Raw genomic sequence first — 15,916 nt, forward strand, 5'->3', positions numbered from 1 at the left:
CAAGTCTCTTGGGGGTAGCCAGTGTTATCGGCACCAAGATTTAAAAAAACTACGTATTAAAGGGAAGATATTATGTCTCAGATGACGCCCCGTGAAATTGTTTCAGAGCTGGATCGCTTTATTGTTGGTCAATCCGATGCGAAACGTGCCGTTGCTATTGCGCTGCGTAATCGCTGGCGCCGTATGCAGCTTGACCCAGAGCTGCGCCAAGAAGTCACCCCCAAAAATATTCTGATGATTGGCCCTACGGGTGTAGGTAAAACCGAGATTGCTCGCCGTTTGGCTAAACTGGCTAATGCACCTTTTATTAAGGTTGAAGCCACCAAGTTTACTGAAGTGGGTTATGTCGGCCGTGATGTTGAAACCATTATCCGTGACTTAACGGATATGGCGATGAAAATGCTGCGTGAGCAAGCCATGAAGAAGGTGCGTTCGGGAGCAGAAGAGGCCGCAGAAGAACGTATTCTTGATGCGCTATTGCCACCTGCACGGGCGGGCTTTAATGAGGAGCCTGCCCCTGATAGTTCTACACGCCAAGTATTCCGCAAAAAGCTGCGCGAAGGTGAACTCGACGATAAAGAGATCGAAATTGATGTGACTGCGCCTCAAGTAGGCGTTGAGATTATGGCTCCTCCAGGTATGGAAGAGATGACCAATCAGCTACAGAGTATGTTCTCGAATTTGTCGAATGAACGCACCAAGAAACGTAAGCTGAAAGTGAAAGATGCTCTGCGTCAGGCGACGGATGAAGAAGCCGCGAAGCTTGTAAATGAAGATGAGTTGAAATCACAGGTTGTGGATACGGTTGAACAAAACGGTATCGTCTTTATTGATGAGATTGATAAAGTCGCCAAGCGCGGAGAGTCGGGCGGTGCTGATGTTTCCCGTGAAGGTGTGCAGCGTGACCTGCTACCCTTAATTGAAGGCAGTACTGTTTCGACCAAGCATGGCATGGTGAAAACGGATCATATTTTATTTATTGCCTCTGGTGCATTCCATCTGAGCAAACCTTCAGATTTGATTCCTGAGCTGCAAGGCCGTTTACCGATTCGTGTTGAATTAAGCGCATTAACGCCCGATGACTTTAAACGTATCTTGACCGAGCCTAGCGCAGCATTAACGGTTCAATATGTTGAGTTGATGAAGACCGAAGGCTTAAGCATCGAATTTACCGAAGATGGTATCAGTCGGATTGCTGAAATCGCTTATCAAGTTAACGAAGGCACAGAAAACATCGGTGCCCGTCGTTTGCATACCGTGATGGAGCGTTTGCTTGAAAGCATCTCCTTTGATGCGGCGGAAATTAAAGATACTGTTGTGATCAACAGCGCCTATGTCAGCAAGCAGCTGGATGATCTGGCAACGGATGAAGATTTAAGTCGCTTTATTCTTTAGAGTAAGTATTAATTGCTATCCAGAAGGCCGGTTTATACAACCGGCCTTTTTATTGCCTAATTAGGCAGAGTCGCTTTTATGGCCCGTTAGGCCTGAGAGGTTAATATGAGTTCTGAGAAAAACACCCTCGTTCCCAGCAAAATAAACTATCGCAAAACGGCAAACCTGCTTGAACTGCATTATAGCGATGGCACTTTGCTAGAGCTTGAAGCTGAGTTGTTACGGGTCTATTCGCCGTCGGCTGATGTGCGCGGCCACGGTGAAGGTAATGAAGTTCTGCAAACAGGCAAGAAACGAGTGACTTTACTGGATATCAAGCCTGCGGGAAGCTATGCGATAAAGCTTTGCTTTGATGACGGCCATGATACCGGTTTGTATGCTTGGGAATACCTTTATGAGCTGGGTATTCACAAAGAGGCATTTTGGAAAGATTACCTGCGCCGTATTGAAGAAGCTGGCGCGAGCCGAGAGCCGTCACTGATCTCAATCAAGCAATTGTAAGCACTGATTGTTATAGGGCTGATTGTTACAGGGCTGAGCATAAGCTCGTCAGACAAAGACAAATCGCGCCGTCCGGTTTACAATGTCGCCAATTTTGAAAGCAAAGGTTTCGTCATGTCAGAGACAGAAAAGGAAGGTCAAAACACCCATTTTGGTTATAAACAGGTGGGCGTTGAAGAAAAAGAAGGCAAAGTTGCTGAAGTTTTTCATTCAGTTGCTGCAAAATACGACCTGATGAATGACCTGATGTCGATGGGGATTCATCGACTGTGGAAGCGTATGACCATTGAAATGAGTGGTGTACGCCAAGGGAATAAGGTTTTAGATATAGCCGGTGGTACTGGTGATCTGACGCTCAAGTTTTCCCGCCTCGTCGGTAAAAGCGGTTGCGTGGTACTGGCGGATATTAATGATTCCATGCTGAAAGTGGGTCGGGATAAGTTGCTCGATAAAGGTTGCAGCGGTAATGTTGAGTTTGTTCAGGCTAATGCCGAAACATTGCCCTTCCCTGATAATACGTTTGACTGTATTACGATCGCCTTTGGTCTGCGCAACGTGACGGATAAAGATAAAGCGCTGCGGTCGATGACTCGGATTCTTAAGCCGGGTGGTCGATTATTAGTGCTAGAGTTTTCTACACCAACCAATCCTGTGATGAGTAAAATCTACGATACGTATTCGTTTACGGCTCTGCCGTTTATGGGGCAACTGGTTATTAATGATTCTGAAAGCTACCGCTATCTAGCCGAGTCAATTCGTATGCATCCTGACCAAGAAACGCTGAAGGGGATGATGGAAGATGCGGGGCTTTCCCGTGTTGAATATCACAATATGACCAGCGGCATAGTGGCTTTACACCGTGGCGTAAAGCTTTAAGGTGATGGTGAAGCCGTTAAACAGCCTGTTGGTTCATGGCTTATTAGAAAGTGCTGAACAGCTGGTTAATCCGCTTATCAAGCGAGATGCTTCAGCGGTGTTTCAACTGGGGCGCCTCTCTGGACGGGTCGTTCGTCTGCGCTGCACTCAGCCAGAAATAGCCGTGTTGATTTGGCCTTCTGGTGAAGGTTTGCACATTGAGCGCGATACCTCGGTTGATTCTGATGCAAACGAAGAGCCGCCTCAGATTGTTGATGCCGAGATCGAAGGAAGCCTAGAGCACTTCATGCGATTCATGCTCGCCTCTGAACAGCGCGAAGCTATGCTTTTTGAAGGCGTGTTAACGCTACGCGGAGATACAGGGCTTGTGCGTAAGTTTCAGCAGGTTATTGCCAGCCTTGATCTTGATATCGCCTCGATCAGTGAAAAGTGCATAGGCATTGTGCCCACGGCCATTATCGGTGAGCATCTGGCTGGATTAATACGCTGGAAACGTTCTTTGGTTTATACCGGAGCCCTTGATCTGCAGGAGTATTTGCAAGAGGAGATGGCGCTATTGCCAACCAAGGCTGAACAGCAAAGTGTTGCTGATGGCATATTAAATACGAGGCGTCGTATTGATCGCCTTGATGCTCGTGTGCAGCGGCTACAGCAGCAGGTTTTATCATTGATGGTTACTGGAACTATTGCTGGAAATGCGTCTATTGCATCACACACCGCTACAAGCTCTGAATCAACGTCCTCTTCAGAATCTTATTGATAATCGGAGTCACTGTGTCCCGTCTGCTTCGTCTGTTAAAAATTATATTTGTCTTCAGTCGTTACCGGTTAGACAGCCTGATTCCTGAGGATCGTCTACCTTGGTTTGCCGTGCTTCTGCTGCGTTTAAATCCTATGCGATTATTGCCGATCGGTAAAAAAAGCCGAGGCGAGCGTCTGCGTTTAGCGCTGGAAGAGTTGGGCCCTATTTTTGTGAAGTTTGGCCAGATGCTCTCAACGCGACGGGATCTGTTACCGGACGATGTTGCTGACGAATTGAAGAAGCTTCAGGATCAGGTGCCTCCTTTTCCCAGTGTTGTCGCGGTTAATGAGATCGAGTCTTCCCTTGGTTTATCCGTAGAAGAGCTGTTTAAATGCTTTGAACGTGAGCCCATGGCCTCAGCATCGATGGCTCAGGTACATGCTGCTCAATTGAACACGGGGGAGCAGGTTGTTGTTAAAGTGATTCGTCCCGGTATTCGTAAAATACTCGGGAAAGATGTCAAGTTGCTTTATACCCTAGCCCACAGCTTGAATTATTGGGTGCCGGAAGCACGACGTTTACATCCTGTTGCGATCGTCTCGGATTATGAGTCCACGTTATTTGATGAGCTGGATCTACAAAAAGAAGCGGCGAATACCTCACAGTTGCGGCGCAACTTTGAAGGCTCTCCAGCGCTTTATGTGCCCCAGGTGTATTGGGAGCTTACCCGTCGCAATGTCATGGTGCAGGAGCGTATCTATGGTATTCCCGTCGCGGAAGTTGATGCGCTGATCGCAAATGGCACGGATATGAAAAAGCTTGCGGAACGCGGTGTTGAGGTGTTTTTTACTCAGGTTTTCCGTGATAACTTTTTCCATGCGGATATGCACCCTGGCAATATCTTTATTTCAGATAAAACCCCCCATGATCCGCAATATATCGGTATTGATTGCGGTATCGTGGGTAGTCTGTCGGAGGAAGATCAGCATTATCTTGCGCGTAATCTTCTCGCCTTCTTTCACCAAGATTATTACGAAGTGGCTCGCCTACATATTGAATCTGGATGGGTTGGTGAAGGCACTCGGGTGAATGAGTTTGCCACGGCTATTCGTGCTGTCTGTGAACCGATTTTTGAAAAGCCTTTAAAAGAGATCTCCTTTGGGCAAGTGCTGCTTGGCCTATTTCAGACCGCACGTCGTTTCAACATGGAAGTGCAACCTCAGCTGGTGCTGTTACAGAAGACGCTGTTAAATATTGAGGGGCTTGGGCGACAGCTATATCCCGATCTTGATTTATGGAGCACGGCTAAGCCTTATCTGGAAAACTGGATGAAGCAGCGCATGGGGCCGAAGGGGATATGGAAGAATATCCGCACCCAGTTCCCTGATTGGATGGAGCAGATGCCAGAAGTGCCAAACATGGTATATGGCGCTTTGGATCAGATTCGGAAAACAGAAGAGCGGCAGCTGCGCCAAGAAGCGCTACTGCAAGAGCTGGTGACGTCATCGGAAACCCGCAGTAAACGGAAATCATCGTCATTAGGCTGGTTGCTACTTGCCTCAGGTGTTTTTGTTGCCTCGGACGGCCTGCCTTGGTTGCTACAATTGCCGCTAGAAGCTCAGGCTTTAATGGCCTTAGGTGTGTTTTTTCTGATTCGTCGCTAACGAATCAGAAAAGTATACCGCTTGCTTTAAGCATGGTACGCCATGAAAAATTCTATTATGCTTGGCTGATCCTTAAGCTTGTTGCTCAGAATCGTACCGTTACTCTGAACTTGGCTTATTAGTAAGTCTTTATAAATCAATTGGTTAGAAAGAAAAATAGTAGATAGGGCTGATGATTATGAGTGATGTACTACAACAACTCGGTGATATTTTAGCTGAACGCCGTAATGCGGACCCTGACACTTCTTATGTGGCTCAGCTTCACGATAAAGGCTTGAACAAGATTTTAGAGAAAGTTGGTGAAGAAGCGACGGAAACAATTATTGCGGCGAAGGATGCTGAGCGCTCTGGTGATGTGAGTGATGTAGTTTATGAAACTGCAGATCTTTGGTTCCACAGCTTGGTTGCATTATCGCATCTGGGCCAACCTCCTCAGGCTGTTTTAGATGAGCTGGCTCGCCGCTTTGGCATGCCAGGTATCGAAGAAAAAGCATCTCGTCAGAAGTGATCGTCAGTGTCTAACGACATGATGTTGATTTAATAAACTGGAGTAAAGATTATGTTGGGTGGTATCAGTATTTGGCAGTTATTGATCGTTCTGGGCATTATTATCCTGATTTTCGGAACCAAAAAATTGCGTAACGTTGGTAGTGATTTAGGTGGAGCTGTAAAAGGCTTTAAAGAAGCGGTTAGCAACCCTGACCAAGATGCGGAAAAGAAAGATGATCAAGTCGTTATCGCGAAAAATGCAAGCGACGAATCTGATCACGTTATCGACAGTACCGTTGAAAAATCTGAACAGAAAAAGTAACTGGGTGAGCCCCGAATATGTTTGATATTGGTTTTTTTGAACTTATCGTTATCGGTATTCTGGCACTATTGGTGTTGGGTCCCGAGCGTCTGCCAAAAGCAGCCCGTACTGCGGGTATGTGGATTGGCCGTATCAAGCAAGGGGTTAGCTCGATTCAGCAAGAGGTGAATCAGCAACTCCATATAGAAGAGATGCAGCGTCAGCTTGAAGATAATCGCCGTAAACTTGAAGAAACGCTACGCCAACAAGAACAAAGTATTACAGAAAGTTCGGGGCCTAAGGCATCGAGCATCCCTGAAAGTAAGAATACAGATAATAAGGATACAGCGGCTGATAGTGAACCAGTGGATAAACCTGAGGTAATAAAGGTTCGTCCGGAAGATGAAGGGCCTTTTGGTACTTCTGCACCGGATATGGTTACGTCTTCCGATCAGAAAGGTAAGTTATGAGTCAGACCGAACCTGCGCAACTACCACCGGTTATTCCTGAAGAAGGCAAGCATGCCCCGCTTATTGAGCACCTTATTGAGTTAAGAGGCAAATTACTACGATCAGTCGTGGTGATTTTATTGGCTTTTTTGGCGTTGTACCCGTTCTCAAATGACCTGTATTTGATTGTTTCTCAGCCATTACGTGAATTATTACCTCCAGGTACGCAGATGATTGCAACGGAAGTTGCATCGCCTTTTTTAGCACCCTTTAAACTCACGCTAGTTACAGCGCTGTTTGCGGCAATTCCTTACGTGTTATATCAGGTGTGGAGCTTTATTGCTCCTGGACTATATAAACATGAGAAGAAGATAGCATTACCGCTGTTAGCATCCAGTATTATCTTGTTTTACTCTGGTGCAGTGTTTGCTTATTACGTCGTTTTCCCGCTAATTTTCGCATTTTTTACGTCAGCTGGACCTACCGATATTGCAGTAATGACCGATATTAACTCCTATCTGAATTTTGTACTGAAGCTATTTTTTGCCTTTGGGGTTGCCTTTGAAATTCCTGTCGCAACTTTTATTCTGGTTTGGACCGGTATTACAACCGTGGAGACTCTTTCACAGAAGCGCCCCTATGTGGTTATCTTTTGTTTTGTCATTGGTATGTTGTTGACTCCGCCGGATGTTATCTCTCAAACCCTGCTCGCACTGCCTATGTGGCTGCTGTTTGAACTTGGTATTTTAATGTCTCGCTTAGTCAAAAGGTCGGCAGAAAAAAATATTAATGAAGTACCTGAAGAAGAGTCGCAGTAAGCGGCTCTTTTTTATCTTCCTGCTCTTTGCCTACGCCTTCTTTTTACCTCCTTTTTTGTTCCTTGTTCACTCCGGTTGGATAATTTCCATGTAAGTGTTTTTTCTTTTTCGTGTAAGACATCTCTTATAGACTCTCTCCGTTGTTGTAGATCAAATTAATTTATCTCAATCTAGTTTTAAATAGATGCCTATATAATTGTGATTTGTGAATCTACTGTTTTGCTGACATTTGATCGTCAGCCCTCTCCATTTTGATATAAGGATCTTTTTGGTCATGGTTGATCAGAGCAAAATCCTCTATGAGGACGATGAGCATCAAGTCGTTTGGTTTGGGTGGGAAGATCTTGAACACGAGTCTTTGGTTCAGTCTAATCAGCTTTTGATTATCAATGCTGATAATGCTTATTTGTTGGACCCAGGTGGCGCTTTTATTTTTTCTGATGTGGCTACAGAGGTGAGTAAGTATGTGCCTCTAAGCCAGATTCGCTATATTCTCGCAACCCATCAAGACCCTGATGTTTTATCCTCAATTACTCTTTGGTTGAAAGCGACCAATGCACGTCTTCTCGTTTCACGTTTGTGGATTCGCTTCGTTTCTCATTTCGGTTTTAGCGATAACTCACGCTTAGTTGCGATTGAAGACAACGGTAAGCAGATTCGCTTAGGTGAAGATGAATATATCAAGTTGTTGCCAGCTCACTTTTTGCATAGTGAAGGTAATTTCTGTTTTTATGATACTCGCTCTAAAACGCTTTTCTCCGGTGATATTGGCGCTGCTGTTTTCCCAGGGGGAGAACGATATCTTGAAGTAGAGGATTGGACGTCTCATTTGACCTATATGGAAGGCTTTCATAAGCGATATATGGGTAATAACGTAGCGACTCGACGATGGGTTGCCAGCGTTCGAGGTCTAGATATTGAACGCATTGTGCCCCAGCATGGTGCCATTATTCCTAAGCAGTTTGTTCCAGTATTTTTTGATTGGTTAGAAGAGCTGAAGTGTGGCACTGACCTACTGGATCAGATTTATGATAATGCGCTGTCCTAATGGATTTAGGGCAAAGAACGTAAAACAATAAGAATGAGGTGGGCGATGCCTGAGCAAATTACCCGAGTTGATGAAAGTAAGGTCCTGTTCGAGGATGATGAGCATCAGGTGGTTTGGTTTGGATGGGAGGAACAGGAAGGTGCTGATTCTTTCGTGCAAACCAATCAATGCTTAGTGGTAAATAACGACAAAGGTTATTTCTTTGATCCTGGCGGTACTTATGTTTTCCATCATGTATTGGAAAACATTATGCGAGTAATCAATCCGCGCCAGATTCGTTATCTTTTTGCGACGCATCAAGACCCTGATGTTTGTTCTTCTATTCCCTATTGGATGAAAACGACGGATGCGGATTTACTCATTTCGCGTCTTTGGTTACACTTTGTTTCACACTTTGGGATGGAAGATGTTGAGCGTGTGGTTGCCGTACCCGACGGCGGCGGACGTATCAGTCTCGATACTGGAGACTACATCTCGATGGTTCCCGCTCACTTTCTGCATAGTGAAGGCAACTTCAGCATCTACGATAGCCGCTCCAAAATTCTCTTTTCTGGTGACATAGGTGCCGCAATATTTCCACCCGGAAAGAGAACAATGTTTGTGGAAGATTTTGATGAACACCTCCCTTTTATGGAAGGTTTCCACAAACGTTATATGCACAGTAATGCTGTGTGTGCTCGTTGGGTTGAGCAAATAAGAGCAATGGATATTAAAATGATTGTTCCTCAGCATGGTGCCATCTTCCCTGAAGATCAGATCGAAAATTTCTTAAATTGGTTTAGTGAGCTGCGCTGTGGTGGTGATTATATTGAGCAGATCTACAGGGATGAACGCTTTTAAGAGCTACTAGGCTCAGCAGGATGTATGCCTATGATCATGAAGGATTTTGAGCTCAGCTCTATTTCATCAGACGAACTTGTGATTAATAAGCCAGTCCCATGGCCGGTTTATGATGAGTTTGGAAAATTGCTGATGGCTAAAGGTTCAGTGATTAGAACTGAGCGTCAACGCGATATTTTGATGCGCGTTGGGCTTTATGCCCGTGAAATCAGTAACGAAGATGAAAAAGATGAAAGGCTTAAGCCCGTTAGTTTTAACCGGCAAGTTAACCCTTTTGCAGAATTTGAAGATATTTGCTTAAGGCTTTCTGAGCTGTTTCAGTACATTGAGAAAAAAGAGAATCCACCAGAAGATGCGGTTTTTAAGCGGACAATGGGGATTGTTACTTATTTGCAAGGTCTGGTCGCTCATGATGCAGATGCCATGATTGGCGCTGTTCATTTAATCGACAGTTTCCCCTACCATATCTTGCACCCTGTCCAGTGCGCTATTTTGAGTGAGGTCATAGCACTGCGATTTGAGATTGACCAAGAAAAGCGTTTGTCGATGCTAGCGGCAACACTAACCAGTAACATCTCGATGAATGCCTATCAGGTTAAGCTGCATCAGCAGCGCAAGCCTTTGACGGAGCAGCAAAGAGAAGTCATTGAGAAGCACCCTGATGTGAGTGCTTCTATGCTAGAAACATCAGGAATTAATGATAGCTATTGGCTTAAGCTCGTTCGTTGCCACCATGAACGGCCTGATGGTAGTGGGTATCCAAAAGGTTTGAAAGCCGATGCACTCCCTATTGAGGCAAAAATAATTGCTTTGTCGGATGTGTACTGTGCCATGGTGACACCGCGGCCATATCGTGAGTCTGTTACTTACAAAGAGACTCTTCGGGAGTTATTTGTGCAGCGTGGGCGAAGTGTTGATGAGCGGCTAACGACAATTTTCGTTCATGAGCTAGGGCTTTATCCGCCTGGTGTTTATGTGAAGCTGCAAAATGGTGAGCTAGCGGTTGTTGTTGGGCGTACTCATAGCCCAAAAGAGCCATTAGTTGCCAGTGTTCGAAAGGCTGACGGTGATATCTTTTTAAACCCTCGTCGTCGAAATACAGGGATTAGGGAGTTTACAATTAGAGCGACCTGCTTGCAGAAGGAACAAGTCGCGGTGAACCCTGCAGCTCTATGGGGTATACAGGCGCTGCAGGTGCCGAAAAAACGAATGATGTGATCAGCACATGCTGATCACTTTATTCACTAGTTTTGATATGCCCTGTTCTGCTTCTGCGATCCGTTTCGCTTCCATGTAGGCTGGGGTAGTGACGACTTTATGGTTGTGATCAACAACGATGTCATCAACATTGCAGCCTATATGAATACCTCCCATGCTATCAATTTCTCCCGCAGGCCCTGCTTGGTGGCCGATCGTACAGCTAATACCGTTGCCTAATATTTTTGGTAGTAACGTTGGCGCTATACAGATCATGCCGATTGGTTTTTCTTGCTGATGGAAGCTGCGTATTAGAGCGGCAAATGGCTCGTATATCTCGCAATTGCCTCCTTCTAAAGCAAAACTGGACAAGTTTTTTGCAACGCCAAAGCCACCAGGAACAATTACGGCATCAAAGTTATCCGCATTAGCTTCAGAAAGAGGATGTACGTCACCTCGATTGATACGGCTTGCCTCGGTAAGTACGTTTCTTTTTTCATCGACAGCATCACCTGTCCGATGATTAATGACATGATGCTGTTCAATATCTGGAGCGAAGCAAACGACGTTTGCATTATTGTTATCCAGATGAAGCAGCGTCAAGGTTGCTTCAAAAATTTCGGTGCCATCAAACACACCACAACCTGCGAGAATAACCGCGATATTTTTTTTGCTCATAGCTTACTCCTGATTGATTTTAGGAAGTCCTTGTTGAATTTATAAAGACTAGTCGTGATTGAATGTGATTCAACTTCTTTTTTGATGGACTTGTTAGGATTTTATTTTTTGCTTTAATGCGGCGCCTAGTAACCAAATAAAATTATTAGTGGGCAAATCATCTGATTTAGGTTGACCTATCAACATTTTTTGATAGCCGTCTGCTGGCTGAGCGACATAGCTTGAGAAGACTTTATCCCAAATGCTTAAGTTAAATCCAAAGTTACTGTGCATTTCCTTTGCTTTAGTAGAATGGTGCACTCGGTGCATGTCTGGAGTTACAGCCAGTATGCGTAGCATGCGGTCAAGGGGTTTAGGTAGGGCTATGTTGGCATGGTTGAATAACGCCATACCATTAAGTAGTATTTCAAATATGATCACGGCCATAGCTGGTGCCCCAAGGAGAATAATCGCGATATTTTTGACCAGTATCGACAAGAAAATTTCGATAGGATGGAATCTTAACGCTGTGGATAGGTCATAATCTTTATCGTAATGATGGATGCGATGTAGGCGCCACAGGATAGGAATTTGATGAAAAATTCGGTGTTGCCAATAGATTAAACAATCTAAAATAATGACAGAAAAAATGATGGTCAGTGGTGATGGCAAGCTGATGTTGTTAAATAAACCTAAGCCTTGTTCTTGAGACCAATTTGCGATGGTAACAGGCAGTATCAAAGCAAAAATAAAGCGCATAATTAAGCTATCTAGTATCACTAAACCAAAGTTTGTTATCCAACGTTTAGCAACAGACTGATTTGGCTTCCTCCGTGGGAATAACCACTGGCCAAGGCCAAGCATGATAATTAGCCCGATAAAAATGGCTAGCCGAATAGTGGATTCTTCCATAGGTATTTCCTAAGTTTGATGGTTAGGTTAAGTGTTAATGATCAATATATTGCCTTTCTGCAGAGGTATATTGATTTGCAAGGTAAGTCTAATGTTTAATTGATCTATTAACCTTACGTTTGATTTATATCGTTTGGATTTTGTTTTTGCCATTGTCGCTTGATTTTATAGTGAGAGGGTATGACCATTGTCCTTACTTTTAATGGTGAACTCTGTCTCTCTGAAATAGATCTGTCATAGATAAGGCGGATAATTTTGAAGAGGCAGGTGATTCTCCTTTTTTCTTGGAGAGCTATACATAGTGTTTAATTCCAGCCAGCGTTCATTTCCGACAACTCGTATGCGCCGCATGCGGGTTGATGATTTTTCCCGTCGTCTTATGCGTGAAAACAAGCTCAGTGTCGATGACCTGATTTATCCCGTTTTTGTTCTCGATGGAGAGAATCGTCGTGAGGCGGTTGCTTCAATGCCTGGTGTAGAGCGTCTTAGCCTTGATCTGTTGTTAAAAGAAGCTAAAGAACTTGTTGCGTTGGGTATCCCTGCTATCGCACTATTTCCTGTATTGACTCAGGATATTAAAAGCGAGTTTGCTGAAGAAGCATTCAATGCAAATGGCTTAGTTCAGCGCACGGTAAAAGCACTAAAAGACCAGCATCCAGAGTTAGGTATTATTACTGATGTTGCCTTGGATCCTTATACGATTCATGGACAAGATGGCATTTTGGATGCGGCAGGCTACGTGCTTAATGATCGAACGGTTGAAACCTTGGTAAAGCAGGCGCTATCTCATGCGGAAGCCGGAGCTGATATTGTGGCCCCCTCAGACATGATGGATGGGCGTATTGGTTCGATTCGCAAGATTCTTGAGCAGGAAAATCTCGTTAACACTCGTATTCTGGCATATGCGGCTAAATACGCATCTGCCTATTACGGCCCTTTCCGCGACGCTGTCGGCTCTGCTGGCAACTTAGCTGGCGGTAATAAATTCAGCTATCAAATGGATCCTGCTAATTCTGATGAAGCCTTGCATGAGGTTGCGTTGGATTTGGCTGAAGGTGCCGATATGGTGATGATCAAGCCTGGTATGCCTTACTTGGATATTGTTCATCGTGTAAAAACAGAACTAAAAGTGCCGACTTTCGTTTATCAAGTCAGCGGTGAATATGCCATGCACATGGCTGCATTTCAGAATGGCTGGCTATCAGAAGAAGCCGTTACTTTGGAATCTTTGATGTGTATGAAACGTGCTGGAGCAGATGGGATCTTAACCTACTTTGCCAAGCGCGCTGCAATTTTGCTGCAGGGCTAATTGAAGGCGGGGGAGGCCAGTGAAAACTACGGAGAGTATTACATGGATCAAACTAATCAAACAGACCTACCCTCGGCAGAGGATCTTTACACTCAAGATGGTGGCATAGGACGGCCAATTTTGAGGATTAACCGGTCAGACAGTGGCACCCGTGGCAAAACAGCGGAAGAGAGTGATAATGCTATTAGTCTTGACAGCCCTGAGCTGTATATCAATCGTGAATTGAGCCATCTGCAATTTAATATTCGTGTTCTAGAGCAGGCGTTGGATGTATCCCACCCTCTTTTGAACCGGTTGATGTTCCTACTGATTTTCAGTAGTAATTTGGATGAGTTTTTTGAAATTCGAGTTGCAGGTTTAAAAAGGCAAGTTGCGTTTAGTCGTGAAAAAAGCGATGCCGATGGTATGATGCCTCAAGAGGTGATTCGCCAAGTTAATGATATTTGCCATGAGCAGATTGAGCGTCAGTACCGCATCTTAAATGATGAGCTGATTCCTGCGATGGAAAAAGAAGGTATTCGCTTTTTACGTCGCCAGAGCTGGACTAAGAAGCAAGCTGAGTGGGTTAAAGATTTCTTCCGTGATCAAATACAGCCCGTGATTAGTCCTATTGGACTTGATCCTTCGCACCCATTCCCGCGTTTAGTGAATAAAAGCCTTAACTTTATCGTATCGCTCGAAGGTAAGGATGCTTTTGGACGTGAAGGCGGATTAGCTATTATTCCAGCGCCGCGCTCGTTGCCCCGCTTGATTCGTGTGCCGGATGATATTAGTGATGAGGGCGATAACTTTGTTTTCCTGTCTTCAATGATTCATGCTCATGCGGAAGCCTTGTTCCCTGGTATGAAAGTTAAAGGTTGCTTCCAATTCCGCTTAACACGAAATGCTGACCTCATTGTTGATCCTGAAGAGGTCAGTGACTTAGCCAGTGCTCTGCGTGGCGAGTTGTTGTCGCGACGTTATGGTGACGCGGTTCGTTTGGAGGTTGTTGATAACTGCCCTCAAGACTTGATTGATGTACTGCTGAAGCAGTTTGGTTTAAGTGACCAAGAGCTTTATAAAGTTAATGGCCCTGTGAATCTAACACGTCTAATGGCTGTTATGGGTGAGCTAGACCGCCCCAATCTTATGTACCCTCTTTTTACTCCTGGCACAGCAAAACCGTTGCGTCGAGGTAATAGTATTATCGAGGCGATGCAGCAGAATGATATTTTGCTACAGCATCCGTTTGAGTCATTCACTCCTATCATTGATTTATTGCGCGAAGCAGCGCGAGATCCTGATGTTTTAGCGATTAAGCAAACGCTTTATCGTACCGGTGCAGACTCTCAAATAGTTGATGCCTTGGTCGATGCTGCGCGTAATAATAAAGAAGTAACGGTCGTTATTGAACTGCGGGCTCGATTTGATGAGGCGGATAACTTGCAATTGGCTAGTCGTTTGCAAGAGGCTGGTGCCGTCGTTATTTATGGCGTTGTTGCTTATAAAACCCATGCTAAAATGATGCACATTGTTCGCCGCGAAGGTAATAAAATTCGCCATTATGCGCACTTAGGTACAGGTAACTATCACGCGAAAACGGCCAAGCTCTATACTGACTATAGCCTGCTTACAAGCGATCCTTCTCTTTGTGATGATGTTCATAAAGTCTTTTTGCAGCTTTCAGGCATGGGTAAAACCCTCAATATGAAGAAGTTGCTGCATGCTCCGTTTACTCTGCAGAAAACTCTGGTAGAGAAGATTGAGCGCGAAGCAGTGCTTGCTGAAAAAGGCAAAGGTGGTCGATTAATCTTTAAATGCAACTCGCTAACTGATCCTAAAATGATTAAAGCACTCTATAAGGCGTCTCAGGCTGGCGTGCAGTGTGACTTGATTATTCGTGGTATGTGTTGCTTGCGTCCTGGTGTTGAAGGTGTATCAGAAAATATCAAGGTTCGTTCAATTGTTGGTCGCTTCTTGGAACATACTCGAGTTTACTATTTCGAAAATGGTGGCGAGGAAGAGGTTTACTGTGCAAGTGCAGACCTTATGGAACGCAATCTTTATAAACGGGTTGAGACATGCTTTCCCATTACCGCGAAGAAACTTGCTCAGCGAGTGATTAACGACCTAGAAACCTACCTTCTAGATAACTGCCAAAGCTGGACCTTAAAAACAGATGGCTTATACCTATCATCTGCCGCAAATAGAGCCGAGGGAGCAGAAGAAATTAGTGCTCAAGAGACGCTGATTGATGCTTACACGCAGAGAAGTTGATTAGCTATTTAGCACTGTAGATATAAAGCCCGATTCTTGGAGGTTTATTTAAGAATCGGGTTTTTTGTTTTTATCGAAATAAAGCCTTGCACTCTCTTAGTTTGTGGGTATAATTAGCCCTCGTTGTCACAGAGCAAGTCTCTCGGCAACGGTTAACACTTTGTTTTCTATCACTTTTCTCCATAGGCAACGTTGAAAAGAGTTTTGAAAGTTTTGATTTAAGTGTTGACACCGAGGATTGCCTCTGTATAATACGCAGCCTCAGTTAAGCAAGTCGATTCGCTTCGAGCGCTTCTTGTCTAACAGCTCTTTAAAAATTCAGTCAGATAATTCGTGTGGGCGCTTGCCGAGACGATCTTGGAAAAGTCACAAGATCATCAAGGTAAGCTTTCAAATCTCGAATCAATTCATTGATGTATTGTTTGTTCGCAAACAATACTGTGTATTGCGTTTAAGTTGTTA

General features: G+C 44.6%; 16 protein-coding genes. 14 read left to right on the plus strand and 2 right to left on the minus strand.

From position 1 onward, the window contains the following. The first annotated feature begins 72 nt into the window (after positions 1-72). The 12 genes from hslU to G517_RS0111340 all read left to right on the plus strand — a co-directional run bounded on the left by hslU (position 73) and on the right by G517_RS0111340 (position 10,341). Positions 73-1,395 carry an ATP-dependent protease ATPase subunit HslU gene (gene hslU / locus G517_RS0111285; RefSeq protein ID WP_028304498.1) on the plus strand — a complete coding sequence of 441 codons (1,323 nt, stop codon included), beginning with the start codon at positions 73-75 and terminating at the stop codon, positions 1,393-1,395. A 105-nt stretch (positions 1,396-1,500) separates the two neighbouring features. Beyond that, positions 1,501-1,896: a gamma-butyrobetaine hydroxylase family protein gene (locus G517_RS0111290; RefSeq protein WP_028304499.1), complete on the plus strand. Its 396-nt coding sequence runs from the start codon at positions 1,501-1,503 to the stop codon at positions 1,894-1,896. Between the two features lie 114 nt (positions 1,897-2,010). After that, positions 2,011-2,772, plus strand: coding sequence for a bifunctional demethylmenaquinone methyltransferase/2-methoxy-6-polyprenyl-1,4-benzoquinol methylase UbiE (gene ubiE, locus G517_RS0111295; protein WP_028304500.1), 762 nt, complete (start codon positions 2,011-2,013; stop codon positions 2,770-2,772). Between the two features lie 4 nt (positions 2,773-2,776). Continuing rightward, positions 2,777-3,532, plus strand: coding sequence for a ubiquinone biosynthesis accessory factor UbiJ (locus G517_RS0111300; protein ID WP_028304501.1), 756 nt, complete (start codon positions 2,777-2,779; stop codon positions 3,530-3,532). A gap of 14 nt (positions 3,533-3,546) precedes the next feature. Further along, positions 3,547-5,178, plus strand: a complete 1,632-nt coding sequence (gene ubiB, locus G517_RS18845) for a ubiquinone biosynthesis regulatory protein kinase UbiB (RefSeq protein WP_084632181.1) — start codon at positions 3,547-3,549, stop codon at positions 5,176-5,178. 178 nt (positions 5,179-5,356) lie between these two features. Further along, complete coding sequence (locus G517_RS0111310; RefSeq protein ID WP_028304502.1) at positions 5,357-5,686, plus strand: phosphoribosyl-ATP diphosphatase; 330 nt, start codon at positions 5,357-5,359, stop codon at positions 5,684-5,686. Between the two features lie 51 nt (positions 5,687-5,737). Further along, positions 5,738-5,989, plus strand: a complete 252-nt coding sequence (tatA, locus tag G517_RS0111315) for a Sec-independent protein translocase subunit TatA (RefSeq protein ID WP_028304503.1) — start codon at positions 5,738-5,740, stop codon at positions 5,987-5,989. A gap of 17 nt (positions 5,990-6,006) precedes the next feature. After that, a complete protein-coding gene (gene tatB, locus G517_RS20185; protein WP_051206347.1) occupies positions 6,007-6,438 on the plus strand; it encodes a Sec-independent protein translocase protein TatB in 432 nt (143 codons plus the stop codon). After that, the gene (gene tatC / locus G517_RS0111325) at positions 6,435-7,235 is read left to right on the plus strand and encodes a twin-arginine translocase subunit TatC (RefSeq protein ID WP_028304504.1); all 801 of its coding nucleotides are present in this window, start codon (positions 6,435-6,437) and stop codon (positions 7,233-7,235) included. Before tatB ends, tatC begins: the two co-directional genes overlap by 4 nt. Before the next feature lie 274 nt (positions 7,236-7,509). Next, the gene (locus tag G517_RS0111330) at positions 7,510-8,283 is read left to right on the plus strand and encodes an oxygen-binding di-iron domain-containing protein (protein ID WP_028304505.1); all 774 of its coding nucleotides are present in this window, start codon (positions 7,510-7,512) and stop codon (positions 8,281-8,283) included. Positions 8,284-8,328: 45 nt separating this feature from the next. Beyond that, positions 8,329-9,123 carry an oxygen-binding di-iron domain-containing protein gene (locus G517_RS0111335; RefSeq protein WP_036591304.1) on the plus strand — a complete coding sequence of 265 codons (795 nt, stop codon included), beginning with the start codon at positions 8,329-8,331 and terminating at the stop codon, positions 9,121-9,123. A 30-nt stretch (positions 9,124-9,153) separates the two neighbouring features. Further along, positions 9,154-10,341 carry an HD-GYP domain-containing protein gene (locus G517_RS0111340; RefSeq protein ID WP_028304507.1) on the plus strand — a complete coding sequence of 396 codons (1,188 nt, stop codon included), beginning with the start codon at positions 9,154-9,156 and terminating at the stop codon, positions 10,339-10,341. Here G517_RS0111340 and elbB read toward each other — a convergent pair whose 3' ends face one another. Both elbB and G517_RS0111350 read right to left on the minus strand, forming a co-directional pair. Next, positions 10,342-10,998, minus strand: a complete 657-nt coding sequence (gene elbB / locus G517_RS0111345) for an isoprenoid biosynthesis glyoxalase ElbB (RefSeq protein WP_028304508.1) — start codon at positions 10,996-10,998, stop codon at positions 10,342-10,344. It abuts the gene before it with no gap. A 93-nt stretch (positions 10,999-11,091) separates the two neighbouring features. Further along, positions 11,092-11,889 carry a sterol desaturase family protein gene (locus G517_RS0111350; RefSeq protein WP_028304509.1) on the minus strand — a complete coding sequence of 266 codons (798 nt, stop codon included), beginning with the start codon at positions 11,887-11,889 and terminating at the stop codon, positions 11,092-11,094. 298 nt (positions 11,890-12,187) lie between these two features. Here G517_RS0111350 and hemB point away from each other — a divergent pair, with 298 nt between their 5' ends. Next, a complete protein-coding gene (hemB, locus tag G517_RS0111355; protein ID WP_028304510.1) occupies positions 12,188-13,198 on the plus strand; it encodes a porphobilinogen synthase in 1,011 nt (336 codons plus the stop codon). Positions 13,199-13,240: 42 nt separating this feature from the next. Next, positions 13,241-15,454, plus strand: coding sequence for a polyphosphate kinase 1 (gene ppk1, locus G517_RS0111360; RefSeq protein WP_028304511.1), 2,214 nt, complete (start codon positions 13,241-13,243; stop codon positions 15,452-15,454). The last annotated feature ends 462 nt before the right edge of the window (positions 15,455-15,916 follow it).

The organism is Oceanospirillum maris DSM 6286, assembly GCF_000422865.1.
GTDB classification, from domain to species: Bacteria; Pseudomonadota; Gammaproteobacteria; order Pseudomonadales; family Halomonadaceae; genus Oceanospirillum; species Oceanospirillum maris.

Bases quoted from the DNA above. Each gene is read 5' to 3' on its own strand.
- ubiE (WP_028304500.1), top strand. From the start codon at position 2,011: ATGTCAGAGACAGAAAAGGAAGGTCAAAACACCCATTTTGGTTATAAA.
- hslU (WP_028304498.1), top strand. From the start codon at position 73: ATGTCTCAGATGACGCCCCGTGAAATTGTTTCAGAGCTGGATCGCTTT.
- G517_RS0111290 (WP_028304499.1), top strand. From the start codon at position 1,501: ATGAGTTCTGAGAAAAACACCCTCGTTCCCAGCAAAATAAACTATCGC.
- tatA (WP_028304503.1), top strand. From the start codon at position 5,738: ATGTTGGGTGGTATCAGTATTTGGCAGTTATTGATCGTTCTGGGCATT.
- elbB (WP_028304508.1), bottom strand. From the start codon at position 10,998: ATGAGCAAAAAAAATATCGCGGTTATTCTCGCAGGTTGTGGTGTGTTT.
- ppk1 (WP_028304511.1), top strand. From the start codon at position 13,241: ATGGATCAAACTAATCAAACAGACCTACCCTCGGCAGAGGATCTTTAC.
- G517_RS0111335 (WP_036591304.1), top strand. From the start codon at position 8,329: ATGCCTGAGCAAATTACCCGAGTTGATGAAAGTAAGGTCCTGTTCGAG.
- G517_RS0111300 (WP_028304501.1), top strand. From the start codon at position 2,777: ATGGTGAAGCCGTTAAACAGCCTGTTGGTTCATGGCTTATTAGAAAGT.
- G517_RS0111330 (WP_028304505.1), top strand. From the start codon at position 7,510: ATGGTTGATCAGAGCAAAATCCTCTATGAGGACGATGAGCATCAAGTC.
- G517_RS0111310 (WP_028304502.1), top strand. From the start codon at position 5,357: ATGAGTGATGTACTACAACAACTCGGTGATATTTTAGCTGAACGCCGT.
- G517_RS0111350 (WP_028304509.1), bottom strand. From the start codon at position 11,889: ATGGAAGAATCCACTATTCGGCTAGCCATTTTTATCGGGCTAATTATC.
- tatC (WP_028304504.1), top strand. From the start codon at position 6,435: ATGAGTCAGACCGAACCTGCGCAACTACCACCGGTTATTCCTGAAGAA.
- G517_RS0111340 (WP_028304507.1), top strand. From the start codon at position 9,154: ATGATCATGAAGGATTTTGAGCTCAGCTCTATTTCATCAGACGAACTT.
- tatB (WP_051206347.1), top strand. From the start codon at position 6,007: ATGTTTGATATTGGTTTTTTTGAACTTATCGTTATCGGTATTCTGGCA.